This is a genomic window from Sorangium aterium (assembly GCF_028368935.1).
Classification (GTDB): Bacteria; Myxococcota_A; Polyangia; order Polyangiales; family Polyangiaceae; genus Sorangium; species Sorangium atrum.
Genome location: NZ_JAQNDK010000007.1, coordinates 14,920 through 28,547 on the forward strand (window position 1 = coordinate 14,920; position 13,628 = coordinate 28,547).

At 73.8% G+C, this 13,628-nt stretch carries 8 protein-coding genes; 6 read left to right on the top strand and 2 right to left on the bottom strand.

Annotation, left to right across the window (positions count from 1 at the left end):
* The first annotated feature begins 44 nt into the window (after positions 1-44).
* The 6 genes from POL72_RS48010 to POL72_RS48035 all read left to right on the top strand — a co-directional run bounded on the left by POL72_RS48010 (position 45) and on the right by POL72_RS48035 (position 10,852).
* On the top strand, positions 45-1,214 hold the full coding sequence (locus POL72_RS48010) for an HlyD family secretion protein (protein ID WP_272103916.1): 1,170 nt from the start codon (positions 45-47) through the stop codon (positions 1,212-1,214).
* The gene (locus POL72_RS51485) at positions 1,211-4,207 is read left to right on the top strand and encodes an ATP-binding cassette domain-containing protein (RefSeq protein ID WP_272103918.1); all 2,997 of its coding nucleotides are present in this window, start codon (positions 1,211-1,213) and stop codon (positions 4,205-4,207) included. Before POL72_RS48010 ends, POL72_RS51485 begins: the two co-directional genes overlap by 4 nt.
* The gene (locus POL72_RS48020) at positions 4,204-6,027 is read left to right on the top strand and encodes an ABC transporter ATP-binding protein (protein WP_272103919.1); all 1,824 of its coding nucleotides are present in this window, start codon (positions 4,204-4,206) and stop codon (positions 6,025-6,027) included. The genes POL72_RS51485 and POL72_RS48020 overlap by 4 nt, the downstream gene beginning before the upstream one ends.
* Positions 5,961-6,497 carry an ATP-binding cassette domain-containing protein gene (locus POL72_RS48025; protein WP_272103920.1) on the top strand — a complete coding sequence of 179 codons (537 nt, stop codon included), beginning with the start codon at positions 5,961-5,963 and terminating at the stop codon, positions 6,495-6,497. Before POL72_RS48020 ends, POL72_RS48025 begins: the two co-directional genes overlap by 67 nt.
* A gap of 346 nt (positions 6,498-6,843) precedes the next feature.
* Positions 6,844-8,790 (top strand): malto-oligosyltrehalose trehalohydrolase, encoded by a 1,947-nt coding sequence (treZ, locus tag POL72_RS48030; protein WP_272103921.1) that lies wholly within the window; start codon positions 6,844-6,846, stop codon positions 8,788-8,790.
* Entirely contained in the window at positions 8,780-10,852 is a 2,073-nt protein-coding gene (locus POL72_RS48035) for an amylo-alpha-1,6-glucosidase (RefSeq protein ID WP_272100055.1), read from the top strand. The genes treZ and POL72_RS48035 overlap by 11 nt, the downstream gene beginning before the upstream one ends.
* A 12-nt stretch (positions 10,853-10,864) precedes the next feature.
* Here POL72_RS48035 and POL72_RS48040 read toward each other — a convergent pair whose 3' ends face one another.
* Together POL72_RS48040 and POL72_RS48045 are read right to left on the bottom strand one after the other, a co-directional pair.
* On the bottom strand, positions 10,865-12,082 hold the full coding sequence (locus tag POL72_RS48040; protein ID WP_272100057.1) for a cytochrome P450 family protein: 1,218 nt from the start codon (positions 12,080-12,082) through the stop codon (positions 10,865-10,867).
* Positions 12,083-12,255: 173 nt separating this feature from the next.
* Positions 12,256-13,515, bottom strand: a complete 1,260-nt coding sequence (locus tag POL72_RS48045; RefSeq protein WP_272100059.1) for a metallophosphoesterase family protein — start codon at positions 13,513-13,515, stop codon at positions 12,256-12,258.
* Positions 13,516-13,628 lie beyond the last annotated feature (113 nt).

The following is a 13,628-nucleotide window of genomic DNA, read 5'->3' on the forward strand; positions in this document are numbered from 1 at the left end:
ACTTCCTGCGCATCCTTCGCTCGTGTACCTTGTCGCGACCCTTCATGCCCGCCGGGTTCTCACGCTCGATCCACGTGATCGCGACCGACGGCCATCGCGGCTCGATCGCGGGCGCCGCGATCGGCGCGCTCCTGCTCGGGGGCTGGCTCGCGTGGTTCTTCCTCGCGCGCGTCGGGCAGTACGAGGCGAGCGTGAGCGCGCGCCTCGAGGTGGGGCAGGCGGCTCACCGCGTCGAGGCGCCCCTCGGTGGGAGGGTCGCCGCGGTCCGCCTCGACCTCCTCGGAGCGGAGGTCGCCGCGGGCGACGTCCTCGTCGAGCTCGACGTGGAGCCGCTCCGCCGCGACATCGACGACAAGCGGGCCCGGCTCTCGGCCATCGCGGGGCAGATGGGGCCGCTCCGGGCCGAGATCGCGGCGCGCTCGCAGGCGCTGCGCGACGGGGCGGAGGCGGCGCGCGCGCGCATCGACGAGGCGAAGGCGCGGCTCAAGGAGGCGGAGGCGGGCGCGCGCTTCCAGGAGATCGAGGCGGCGCGGGCCGTGCGCCTCCGGCAGGACGGGCTCGTGTCCGAGGCCGAGGCGGCGCGGCTCGCGGCCGAGGCGCTGTCGAGGCGCTCGGCGACCGAGGCGCTCGATCGCGCCGCCGCGCGGGCCGACGTCGAGCGGCGCACGGGGCAGAGCGAGCAGCAGGCCGAGCTCGCGCGGCTCGACCGCGAGGTGGCCTCGCTCGACGGGGAGCGGCTCGTGCTGGAGGCGACGATCGAGGGGCTGCTCGCCGAGATCGAGCGGCGCAAGATCCGCTCGCCGATCGCAGGGCGGGTCGGTGAGATCACGGTGCTGCGGGCCGGCTCCTTCGTGCGCGAAGGCGACGTCGTGGCCGCCGTCGTCCCGCCCGGCGAGCTCAGGGTGATCGCGGAGTTCCCGCCCTCGTCCGTCGGGCGGATCCGCGCGGGGCAGGCGGGGCGCCTGCGCCTCGACGCGTTCCCCTGGACCGAATACGGCACCCTGGCCACCACCGTCGAGCGCGTCGCCAGCGAGGCGCAGGAGGGCCGCATCCGCGTGGAGCTCGGCGTGCGCCCCGATCCCGCGTCGCCGATCCCCATGCAGCACGGGCTCCCCGGCAACGTCGTCATCGAGATGGAGCGCGTCTCGCCGGCGTCGCTCGTGCTGCGGGCAGCAGGGCAGATCGTGAGGGTCCGCGGCGGAGCGGACGGGTGAGCCAGGGGACGGCGGGCGCCGATCGACGTTCTTCGCCACGATCCGCGCCGGAGCGCGCAGCGAGCGCCGATCCCCGCCGTAGGCCGCCGAGCCCGAGGCGGAGGCTCCTCGCGCCGGAGGTCGTGCAGACCTCGGCGATGGATTGCGGGCCAGCCACGCTCAAGTGCGTGCTCGAGGGCTTCGGCGTCGGCGTGAGCTACGGGCGCCTGCGCGAGGCCTGCCAGACCGACGTCGACGGCACCTCCATCGACACCCTGGAGGACCTCGCGGAGCAGCTCGGGCTCGTGGCCCAGCAGATCCTCGTGCCGCCGGAGCACGTGCTCCTCGACGAGGCCCAGGCGCTGCCCGCCCTGGCGATCGTGCGGCAGTCGACCGGGCCGCTCCACATCGTCGTGATCTGGCGCCGGCACGGCGGCCTCGCGCAGATCATGGACCCGGGCACGGGGCGGCGCTGGGTCACGCGACGGCAGCTCGAAGCCGAGCTCTACCAGCACGAGCTGCCCCTGTCCGCGGCGGACTTCCGCGCGTGGGCCGCGAGCGACGGGTTCACGCGGCCGCTCGGGCGCCGGCTCGCGTGGCTGGGCGCAGGGAGGGGGCCGATCGAGGCGGCGCTGTCGGACCGGGACTGGCGAGCGATCGCCGCGCTCGACGCCGGCGCGCGCCTTGTCACGTCGCTCGTGCGCTCCGGCGGCCTCGGACGCGGACGCGAGGCCGCGCGCGTGCTGGGCGCGCTGCTCGATCGAGACGCCGGGGCCGCCCGGGAGGAGATGATCCCGCCCGGCTTCTGGACGGCGCGCCCGGGGCCGGCCGGCCTGCGCGGGGAGGAGCAGGTCCTCACGCGCGGCGCCGTGCTCGTGCGGATCCGCGGGCGGAGACCGCTCAGCCTCGCCCACGCGCCGGCAGGCCGCGACGGCGCGCCGGGGGCCGGCGCCCCCGAGCCTCCGGCAAATGCCGAGGCGGGCGCTCCCGGCGAGGTGGCAGCGCGCGGCGAGGGGCGCCTCCCGCCCGACCTCGCAGCCGCCCTCGCGGAGCGCGAGATTCCGCCTGGGCGCGCGCTCCTCCGGATGATCCGCGAGGATGGCCTGCTGACGCCCGCCGTGCTCGCCGGAGCGCTCCTGCTCAGCGTCGCGACGGTGGTGCTGGAGAGCCTCCTCTTCCGGGGCCTGCTCCAGATCTCGAACGATCTCGCGCTGTTCGAGCAGCGCCTCGCCGCCATCGTCGCCCTCGCGGCCTTCCTCGTGGTGGAGCTCGCCCTCGATCTCTCGCTGACCACGGGGATGATCCGGCTCGGGCGCCACCTCGAGGTCCGGCTGCGGATGGCGTTCCTCGCGAAGATCCCGCGCATCGGCGATCGCTACTTCCAGAGCCGCCCGGCCTCGGACATGGCGCAGCGCGGCCACAGCTTGCACGTGCTCCGCGGCCTGCCCGCGTTCGGCGGCCAGATCGCGCGCTCGGCGCTCGACCTCGCGGTCACCACGGCCGCGATCGTCTGGATCGATCCCGCGAGCGCGCGCCTCGCCGTGCCGGGCGCGGCGCTCGCGCTCGCGCTGCCGTTCGCGGGGAACCGCGTCCTCGTCGAGCGAGACCTGCGCGTCCGCACCCACGCCGGCGCGCTCACGGGCTTCTACCTCGACGCGCTCCTCGGCCTCGTGCCGATCCGGGCGCACGCGGCGGAGCGGGCCGTGCGGCGCGAGCACGCGGGCCTGCTCGGGGAGTGGGCGCTCGCCGGCCGCGCGCTCCTCCGCGCAGCCCTCGCCGTCGACGGGGCGCAGGCGCTGATCGGCTTCGCGCTCGCCGCGTGGATCCTCGGCGATTTCCTCGCCCGCGGGGGCGCCCTCTCGCGGGCGCTCCTGCTCTTTTACTGGGCGCTCGCGCTGCCCGCGATCGGGCAGGCGCTCGCGAGCACGCTGCTCCAGTACCCGGGGCACCGCAACACGGCGCTGCGCTTGCTCGAGCCGCTCGGCGCGCCGGAGGAGCCGCGCGCCGGCGCCCAAGTGCGCGCGCCCGCCGCGGCGGCGCCGCTCGCGCAAGGGGGCGCCGGCGGCGCGGGCTGCGCGATCACCTTCGAGCGCGTGCGCATCCAGGCGGCAGGTCATGTGATCCTCGACGGGGTGGATCTGACGATCGCGGCGGGCAGCCACGTGGCGATCGTGGGGTCCTCGGGCGCGGGGAAGTCGAGCCTCGTCGGGGTCCTGCTCGGCTGGCACAGGGCGAGCGAGGGCAGGGTGCTCGTCGACGGCCGCCCCCTCGACGGCGAGCGGGTGCGCGCGCTGCGCGAGGAGACCGCGTGGGTCGACCCGGCGGTCCAGATCTGGAACCGATCGTTCCTCGACAACCTCCGCTACGGCGCGCCCGACGACGCGGCCGACTTCGGCGCCGTCGTCGAGGAGGCCGAGCTGCGCGAGGTGCTGGAGCGGCTTCCGGAGGGGCAGAAGACCCTGCTCGGCGAGGGCGGAGGGCTCGTCTCCGGCGGCGAGGGGCAGCGGCTGCGCCTGGGCCGGGCGATGCTGCGGAGCGAGGCGCGGCTCGCGATCCTCGACGAGCCGTTCCGCGGCCTCGATCGGGAGCGCCGCCGGGCGCTGCTCGCCCGGGCGCGGCGGCGCTTCCGCCGCGCGACGCTCCTGTGCGTCACGCACGACGTCGGCGAGACGCGATCGTTCGAGCGGGTGCTCGTCGTGGACGGCGGGCGCGTCGTCGAGGACGGGGCGCCGGCCGAGCTCGCGGCGCGCCCCGGCTCGCGCTACCGCGCGCTGCTCGAGGCCGAGGCGGCCGTGCAGCGAGGGCTCTGGTCGAGCGGCGGGTGGCGCCGGCTGAGGGTCGCGCGCGGGCGCATCGCCGAGGCGGCGGGGGAGGACGCCGGAGCGGTAGGGGAGGAAGCCGGAGCGACGCGGGAGGGTGGCGGAGCGCCAGCGGAGGGCGGCGGAGCGCCAGCGGAGGGTGGCGGAGCGCCAGCGGAGGGTGGCGGAGCGCCAGCGGAGGGCCGGCGGAGGTGACCGCCGAGGCGCAACCTGGGTGGGAAGCCCGGCCGGACGGGGCGGAGGCGCAACCTGGGTGGGGGGCCAGGCCGCAACCCGGGTGGGGAGCGCGGCCGGATCAGGCGGTCGATCCGCTCGGCGCCCTCGAGTGGCCGGCGGAGCGCCTCGGCGACGCGCTCGAGGCGCTCGCGACGCAGAGCGGCCTCGGCCCGCGCGCGGCCGCGGCGCCCGTCCCGACCGCCGGGCACCTCCGCAGCGCGGACGCGCTCGGGGCGTGGATCGATCAGGCCGCGGCGTACCTCGGCGTCGAGGCGGAGCCGATCGCGGCGCGCTACGACGAGATCGGCGAGGCGCTCCTCCGCGTCGCGCCCGCGCTCGTGTGGCTGCGCGACGGCGAGACGCCCCGCTTCCTCGCCGTCGTGGGGCGCAGGGGGCGCGACCTCGCGGCGCTCCGCGCCGACCGCTCCACGGCGCGCGTCCCTGTCGAGGCGATCGCCAGCCGCATCTGCCGCCCGATCGAGGCGCAGGTGCTCCCGGAGATCGAGCGCGTTCTCGCGCGCGCAGCCGTCCAGCCACGGCGGCGCGGGCGCGCACGGCGGGCCCTGCTCGACGAGCGCCTCGGGCCCGTGATCGTCGACGGCATCTGGAGCCTGCGCCTGCCGCCGGGCGCGCCGCTCGGGCGGCAGGCCCTGGCCGCGCGGATCCCGCGCCGCCTCCTCGGCCTGCTCGCGGCCCACGCGGCGGCCTACACGCTCTGGATCCTGGTGTGGATGACCGTGGGGCGCAGCATCCTCGACGACCACCTCGACGAGGGGTGGCTCGTCGCCGGCGCGCTGCTGCTCGCGACGGTCGTGCCGCTGCGCCAGCTCATGGCGTGGCTGTCCGGCCTCGTCGCGATCGACGCGAGCGCGCTCGTCAAGCAGCGCCTGCTCTCGGGCGCGCTCGCGCTCGACGCCGAGGAGGTGCGCGGCGAGGGCGCGGGCCGCTTCCTCGGCCGCGTGATCGAGTCCGAGGCGATCGAGGGGCTCGCGATGGGCGGCGGCGTCGCGGCGGTCGCTTCGGCGTTCGAGCTCGCGGCGGCGGCGGCCGTGCTCGCCCAGGGCGCGGCGGGCCCGATCCACGCGCTGCTGCTCGCCGCCTGGGCGGTCCTGGTCCTCGCGCTCTGCGTGCGGTTCTACCGGCGGCGCGCGCGCTGGACCGCCGCGCGGCTCGCGATGACGCACGACCTCGTCGAGCGCCTGGTCGGCCACCGGACCCGCCTCGCCCAGGAGCGCCACGGCCGCTGGCACCACGGCGAGGACGAGGCGCTCGCCCAGTACCTGCTGCGGTCGCGCGACATCGACAGGAGCCAGATCGAGATCGGCGCGCTGATGCCGCGCGGCTGGCTCATCGCGGGCATCGCCGGCCTCCTGCCGCCGTTCCTCGCGGGCACCGGCTCCGCCGGGGCGTACGCGGTGGCGCTGGGGGGCGTCCTGCTCGCGAGCCGCGCGCTCCAGGGCCTGTCGGGTGGCCTGTCGAGCCTCGCCAGCGCGGCGATCGCGTGGGAGCAGGTCTCCACGCTGTTCCAGGCGGCCGCCCGCGGCGGGCCGCCGCCGCCTCCGCTGCCCCCCGACGCGGGGCGATCGCCGGCCCTCGCGCGCGGGGAGGCGGAGGAGCGCGCCGGCGGCCCGGCCGCGCGGCGGACGCCGAGGCCCGCGCGGCGGTCCTCGAGGCGCACGAGCTGTCGTTCCGGCACAAGGGACGGGCGCGCCCCGCGGTCATCGACGTGTCGGTGCGGATCGCTGCGGGCGACCGCATCCTGCTCGAGGGGCCCTCGGGCGGCGGGAAGTCGACGCTGAGCGCGCTGCTCTCGGGGCTGCGCGCGCCCGACGCGGGGCTGCTGCTGCTGAACGGGCTCGACCGCCACATGCTGGGCGCCGCCGCGTGGCGGCGCCGCGTGGCGGCGGCGCCGCAGTTCCACGAGAACCACGTCCTCGCCGGGACGTTCGCGTACAACCTGCTGATGGGCAGGCGCTGGCCGCCGAGGCCCGACGACCTCGCGGAGGCCGAGGAGATCTGCCACGAGCTCGGCCTCGGCGAGCTGCTCGGCCGGATGCCGGGAGGGCTGGAGCAGGTGGTGGGCGAGACGGGCTGGCAGCTCTCGCACGGCGAGCGGAGCCGGCTCTACATCGCGCGCGCGCTGCTGCAGGGCGCCGAGGTCGTCGTGCTCGACGAGAGCTTCGCGGCGCTCGATCCGGAGACGCTGGAGCGCGCGCTGCGCTGCGTGCTCCGGCGCGCGCGCACCCTCGTGGTCATCGCCCACCCGTAGCCGCGGAGAGCGCGCTTCATCGCCTTCCATCGCACGGTCGTCAAGCCCACTCCATGGCCTCTCCCCATCTCGATGGGTCGACTCCTGTCTCGCTCCATCTCTTTCGTGTTCACGAACACATGCCCTGGGCGAGGAGGAAGCCCAAGGGCGCGCGCTTCAGAGCGAGCTCACGTCGCGCAATTTCGCCACACAGGCAGCGCTGACCTCGATGTCGGCTTGCTCCTGATCGCTCTCAGGCAACTCCGTAAGGCACGTTGCGCTCGACAGCTGAGCAGTGACAGCGGTAGCGTCGTCATGTGCATATCGGCGCTGGACGTCATCTGTGTTGAGCCTAGAATTCATTTCAATGCTGGAGTTCAAGACGGAGAGGCGGTTGCCCATCGGCGCGGAAGTGCTCACCGGGAAAGGAGTCCACTTCCGTGTCTGGGCGCCGGGCCGGCGCAAGGTCGAGGTCGTCCTGGAGGCCGGGCCGGGGAGCGGCGGGGCCGCCCCGCTGCGGCCCGAGGAGGGCGGTTACTTCGCGGGGCTCGTCGCGTCCGCCGCGAGCGGCACCCGCTACCGGTTCCGGCTCGACGACGGCGAGGCGCTCTATCCCGATCCCGCCTCGCGGTCGCAGCCGGAGGGGCCGCACGGGCCCTCCGAGGTGATCGATCCCGGCGCGTTCTCATGGAGCGACGCGGCATTCCGGGGCGCGCCGCTGAAGGGGCAAGTCGTCTACGAGATGCACATCGGGACCTTCACCCGGGAGGGCACGTGGGAGTCCGCGGCCCGCGAGCTGCCCGAGCTCGCGCGGATCGGCGTCTCCCTGATCGAGCTGCTCCCCATCGCCGAGGTCCCCGGCCGCTTCAACTGGGGGTACGACGGCGTGAACCTCTTCGCGCCGACGCGCCTCTATGGAAGCCCGGACGATCTCCGCCGCTTCGTGGACGCGGCGCACCGCGCCGGGATCGCGGTGATCCTCGATGTCGTCTACAACCACCTCGGCCCGGACGGCAACTACCTCGGCCAGTTCTCCGCGGACTACTTCACCGATCGTCACAAGACGGACTGGGGAGCGGCGATCAACTTCGACGGCCCGCGATCCGAGGCGGTGAGGGAATACTTCATCTCCAACGCCGGCTACTGGATCGACGAGTTCCACCTCGACGGGCTCCGGCTCGACGCGACGCAGAACATCTACGATGGCTCGAAGGACCACATCCTCGCCGCCATCGCGCGCCGCGTGCGGGAGGCGGCGAAGGGCAAGGAGACGTTCCTCGTGGCCGAGAACGAGTCCCAGGAAGAGTGGCTGATCCGCGCCGCCGAGCGGGGCGGCTACGGGCTCGACGCGATCTGGAACGACGATTTCCACCACAGCGCCAAGGTGGCGCTCACCGGCCATAACGAGGCCTATTACAGCGATCACGAGGGTTCGCCCCAGGAGCTCCTCTCCGCCCTGAAGCACGGGTTCCTCTTCCAGGGGCAGCGCTACCACTGGCAGAGGCAGCGGCGAGGGACGCCGGCGCTCGGCGTGGATCCGGCCCGCTTCGTCCTCTTCCTGGAGAACCACGATCAGGTCGCCAACACCGCGCGAGGCGAGCGGCTCTGCCACATCGTGAGCCCGGGCAGGCTCCGGGCGATGTCGGCGGCCCTGCTCCTCGCCCCGGGGACACCCATGCTCTTTCAGGGGCAGGAGTTCGGGTCCTCGGCGCCGTTCCTCTTCTTCGCCGACCACAACCCCGAGCTCGCCCCGCTCGTGCGCAAGGGCAGGGCGGAGTTCCTCGAGCAGTTCCCGTCCTGCGCGGCGCCCGAGGTCCGCGCGCAGCTCGACGATCCGAGCGACCCGCGGACGTTCGAGCGCTGCAAGCTCGATTTCTCCGAGCGCGAGCGCAACGCCGCCATCTACGCCCTCCACGAGGACCTCATCGCGCTCCGCCGGCGCGATCCGGTGATCCGGGCCCAGCGCCCGCGCGGCGTCGACGGGGCCGTCCTCTCGGCGCACGCCTTCCTCCTGCGCTACTTCGGCGACGACGGCGACGACCGGCTGCTCCTCGTCAACCTCGGGCGGGACATCCACCGAGGGTCGTTGCCGGAGCCGCTCTTCGCCCCGCCGCCGGGGCGCCGCTGGGAGACGTCGTGGTCCAGCGAGTCCCCCCGCTACGGGGGCCAAGGCAGCCCACCTGTCATCACCGAGGAGGGCGTCCATATCCCGGGCGAGGCGGCGATCCTCCTCCACCCCGTGGTCGGGACGCCGGTGCCCGAGAAGACGAGCGCCAACCCGCGCCCGGAGGAGCCCAAGAAGCATGTACGCTGACGAGATCTGCCGGAGGATGGTCTGGTCCCGGGGCGCCGCCCCCACCTCGCAGGACGACGCCGAGCGCGGCTCGGACCCGCTCACGCGGGAATGGCTCGTCACGAACGGCCTCGGCGGTTACGCGTCGGGCACCGTCTCCGGCGCGGTGACCCGCCGCTTCCATGGACTGCTGATCTCCGCGCTGCCGGCCCCCCTCGGCCGCACCATGATGCTCAGCGATCTCTCCACCCGGATCTTCACCGCGGACGACAGGGTGTACCAGGTGGGCGGTCAGGAGCCCTGGCTCGACGACGGCGGCGCGCAGGTCATCGATCTCGCCGAGTTCCGCCTCGAGGCCGGGCTCCCCGTCTGGCGCTACGAGGGCGCGGGGATGGCGATCGAGCGGCGCCTCCTCATGCCCCACGCGCAGAACACGGTCCATGTCACGTACACGCTCGTCGAGGGGACGGGGCCGGTGCGGATCGAGCTCCAGCCGTGGGTGAATTTCCGGCCGCACGAGGGCGCGCTCGATCGGCCGGTGGCGGGCCCCTATGCGCTCACCGTGGTCGAGGATCGCTACGAGCTCGCGTCGCCGAGCGACCTGCCGCCGCTCCGGCTGAAGGTCCAGGGCGCTCGGGCCGAGTTCAGGATCGAGAGCGCCCGGCTGCGCAACGTGCGCTACCGGATCGAGCAGAGCCGCGGATACGACGCCGTGGGCGAGTTCTACAGCCCTGGCCGCTTCAGCCTGGAGCTCCCGGTCTCCGGCAGCGTGACCCTGATCGCGTCGACGGAGGCCTGGGAGACGCTCAACGCCCTCTCCACGGACGAGGTGCAGCGCGCGGAGCACAAGCGCCGGACACGGCTCCTGCTCGCGGCGGCGCCCCAGGTCCGCACCGGGCCGGCGGCGGAGCTCGTCCTCGGCGCCGATCAGTTCCTCATCAGCCCCGCCGGCCGCGTCGAGGACGCCGCCCGCGCCCGGGCCGCCGGGGACGAGGTGCGCACCGTCATCGCGGGCTATCACTGGTTCACCGACTGGGGCCGGGACACCATGATCAGCCTGGAGGGGCTGACGCTCGTCACCGGGCGCCACACCGAGGCGGGCTACATCCTGCGCACGTTCGCCCATTACGTGAAGGATGGGCTCATCCCCAACATGTTCCCGGAGGGCAAGAACGACGGGCTCTACCACACCGCCGACGCCACCCTCTGGTTCTTCCACGCGCTCGATCGCTACCTGGCGACCACCGAGGATCGCGAGACGCTCCGGCTCATCCTCCCCACGCTGATCGACATCGTCGAGCACCACACCCGCGGGACGCGCTTCGGGATCCGCGCCGACCCGCAGGACGGCCTGATCCGCCAGGGGGAAGAGGGGTATCAGCTGACCTGGATGGACGCGAAGGTCGGCGATTACGTCGTCACGCCACGCCGGGGGAAGGCCGTGGAGATCAACGCGCTCTGGTACAACGCCCTGCGCCTCATCGAGCGCTGGGCGCGCGAGTCCGACGGCGACGGCGCAGCGAAGCGCTACGGCGTGGCCGCCGAGCAGGTCAAGGCCTCCTTCAACCGGCGCTTCTGGTCCGAGAAGCACGGCTATCTATATGACGTGATCGACGGCGAGCAGGGCGTCGACGACGCCTTCCGGCCAAACCAGCTCCTCGCGATCTCTCTGCCTCACCCCGTCCTCGACCCTGCGCGCTGGAAGGGGATCGTCGATCAGGTGAAGGAGCGGCTCTGGACGCCCGTGGGCCTCAGGTCGCTCGCGCCGGGGCACCCGGACTACAAACCGAAGTACTTCGGCGACCTCCGCGCCCGGGACATGGCCTATCACCAGGGGACCGTGTGGGGGTGGCTCATGGGCCCGTTCATCGACGCCTGGCTGAAGGTGTATCCCACCGATCTCGCCGGGGCGCGGCGCCTGCTCGAGGGCTTCGCGCCGCACCTCGACGAGGCCTGCGCCGGCTCGATCAGCGAGATCTTCGACGCCGAGCCGCCGTTCACGCCCCGCGGGTGCGTCGCCCAGGCGTGGAGCGTGGCCGAGGTGCTGCGCGCCTATGCCCGGACGGCCCCCTCGGGGGGCTGAGCGCTCGCCCGCTCAGAACACCACAGGAACCGCCGCCGGGCCGCGGATCACGGGCCACTCGCTCCACACGATGTCGCGGGGCGAGGTGGCGAGCTCGATGCGCGGCAGCCTCCGGAGGAGCGTCGAGAAGGCGATCGCCGCCTCGATCCGCGCGAGCATCGCGCCCAGGCAGAAGTGGATCCCGCTCCCGAAGGCGATGTGCCGGTTCGGCGAGCGGCCGATGTCGAAGCGGTCTGGATCCGGAAAGTGCTCCGGATCCCGGTTCGCGGCCAGGAGCCCCGCCGCGACCCCCTCTCCCGCCGGCACGCGGGCGCCGAACAGCTCGATGTCCTCGAGCGCCCAGCGGATCGTCGAGAGCTCTGCCGGCCCCTCGCAGCGCAGCGCCTCTTCCACTGCGGAGCCGACGAGCCCGGGGTCCTCGGCCAGCCGGCGCCGCTCCGCGGGGTGCGAGAGCAGGAGGAGCATGCCGCTCGCGATGAGGTGCACGGTGGTCTCGTGGCCCGCGACGAGCAGGAGGAACACCATGCTCGAGAGCTCGATCGGGCTCAGCTTGTGCTCCTGCTCCTCGGCGAGCACGAGGCCGCTGATCATGTCGTCGCGCGGGGCCTTGCGGCGCGCGTCGAAGAGCGCCCGGAAGTACGCCCCGAACTCCTCCACCGCGGACTGCCCGCGCTCCACGAACTCGCGATCTTTCGCGGGCGCGAGGAGGACCTTGGTCCACCGGCGGAACCGGTCGCGATCCTCGACGGGGAGGCCGAGGAGCTCGGCGATCACCCCGGTGGGGAGCGGAAAAGCGAAGTCTGCCACGAGCTCCATCCGGCGCCGGTCGATCACGGCGTCGATGAGCCCGTCCGCGATCGCCTGGATGCGCGGGCGCAGCCCTTCCATCATCCGCGGCGAGAAGGCCCGCTGGACGAGGCCCCTGAGCCGCGTGTGATCCGGCGGATCGGCGTCGAGCATGTGCCGATCCATGAAGGTCGTGCGCTCGCTGAGCGGGAAGTAACGCCGGCGCACCTCGGCAGGGAGCTTGTGGACGTCGCGGATCAGGCGCGGATCCTTGAGGAGCTCCACGCAGTCGTCGTGACGCATGGCCACCCAGATGGGCACGTCGAGGCGGGGGTGAATGAGGCGATGCAGGCGCCCCGCGGCGCGCATGCGCGCGTAGATCGCGTGAGGCTCGGCGCGGCTGCTCGGATGGAACAGCTCCGGAAAAGCGTCCTGGTCGACCATGATTCCCCCGTTCGTTCCATGGCGTCCGGACGTTCGAGGTGATGCTCGCGTCACGCCGGATCGCGAGGTGTGCATGGTGGAGAACCGCGCGCCGTCAAGCGGCGGTCGGAGCGCGGCGATCCATCGAGCCGCGGGCCCGGATCTCGAGCGCGCCGCGGGAGCGCGCCCGATCTTCAGGGCGCGTCGCTCGCGCCGAGCAGCCGCGAGATCAGCGTGTGCTCCACGTCGTCGAGCGCCTCGCGCAGGAACGACGGGTCGTCGAGGCGGATCGCGTCGTCTCCCTCGCGCGCCTCGACGGGCAGCTTGTTCCTGAGGCTCGCGAACTCGCGCAGCAGCGAGGACAGGCCCGCCTCGTCGTCGCGCAGCGCGCGCAGCGACCGCGTGAGCTGGCCGATCGCGTCGTCCCGCTCGTCCAGCGCGCCCACCTGGAGCGGCGAGATCGTCCGGGAGAGGACGCGCTCGATCCAGAGCGCGCCGCCGAGGTCGTTGGCGATCGCGCGGATCTGCCCCATCCAGCGCTCGAAATCGGCGCGGAGCGCGGCGTGCGCCTTCGTCGCGCCGCACAGGAAGACCCGCGCGGCCAGCGTGCGCCCGTCCGCCTCGGCGAGGCGCCGCTCGAGCTCCTCCCGCGTCAGATCCACGATGTCGTCGGCGCTCGCGGCCGGGGAGAGATCGACCTCGCAGGCGCACCAGCGCACGACGTCGAGGGGGCGGTGCTCGACCGAGGTGATGCGGCCCTCGTCCACCGCGACGAGCAGGGCGCCCTTCTCGCCGGTCTCGCGGGCGTGGCGGCCCTGGAGGTTGCCGGGGAACGCGATGTACGGATCGCGCGAGAGCACCTCCCGGGTGTGCACGTGGCCGAGCGCCCAGTAATCGTATCGCTTCCCGACGAGGGTGTTCAGGCTGCAAGGAGCGTAGTTGTCGTGGCCCTCGCGGCCGCCCAGGCAGGTGTGGAGCATGCCGATGTTGAAGAGGCCTGCCCGCGCGTCCGGATAACCCGCGGCGAGATCGTCGGTGACGGCCTTGGTCGCGAAGCTCTGTCCGTGGACGGCGATCCCGAGCCGATCGAAGACGATGGACTCGGGGCGGCGGGGATCGAGCCGCCGGGCGTTCTCGGGGAGCTCCAGGTGACGCGTGATGTTGCTCTCGGCGTCGTGGTTGCCATAGAGGAGCACGACCTCCACCTTGGCGGCGCGCAGCCGGGAGAGCTGCGCGGCGAAGAACAGGCCTGTGCTGTAGTCCTTCCAGTCGCCGTCGTAGATGTCGCCCGCGAGGAGCAGGAGGTCGACCTCCTCGGCGAGGCAGAGGTTCACGAGGTTCTCGAGCGCGCGGCGGGTCGCCCCGCGGATCTGCTCGACGGGGGCGCCCGGGTAACGGTCGAGCCCGCGGAGGGGGCTGTCGATGTGGAGGTCGGCGGCGTGGACGAACTTCATGGGCTGGCGCGGCCCGAGCTTAGCCGCTCGGCGCCGGGAGCGCTGCTCATCCGATGAGGATCGCGCTCGCCTGAAGCGGCCGAGCCGTGCCCTGGCGAGGAGGCAGACGGAGC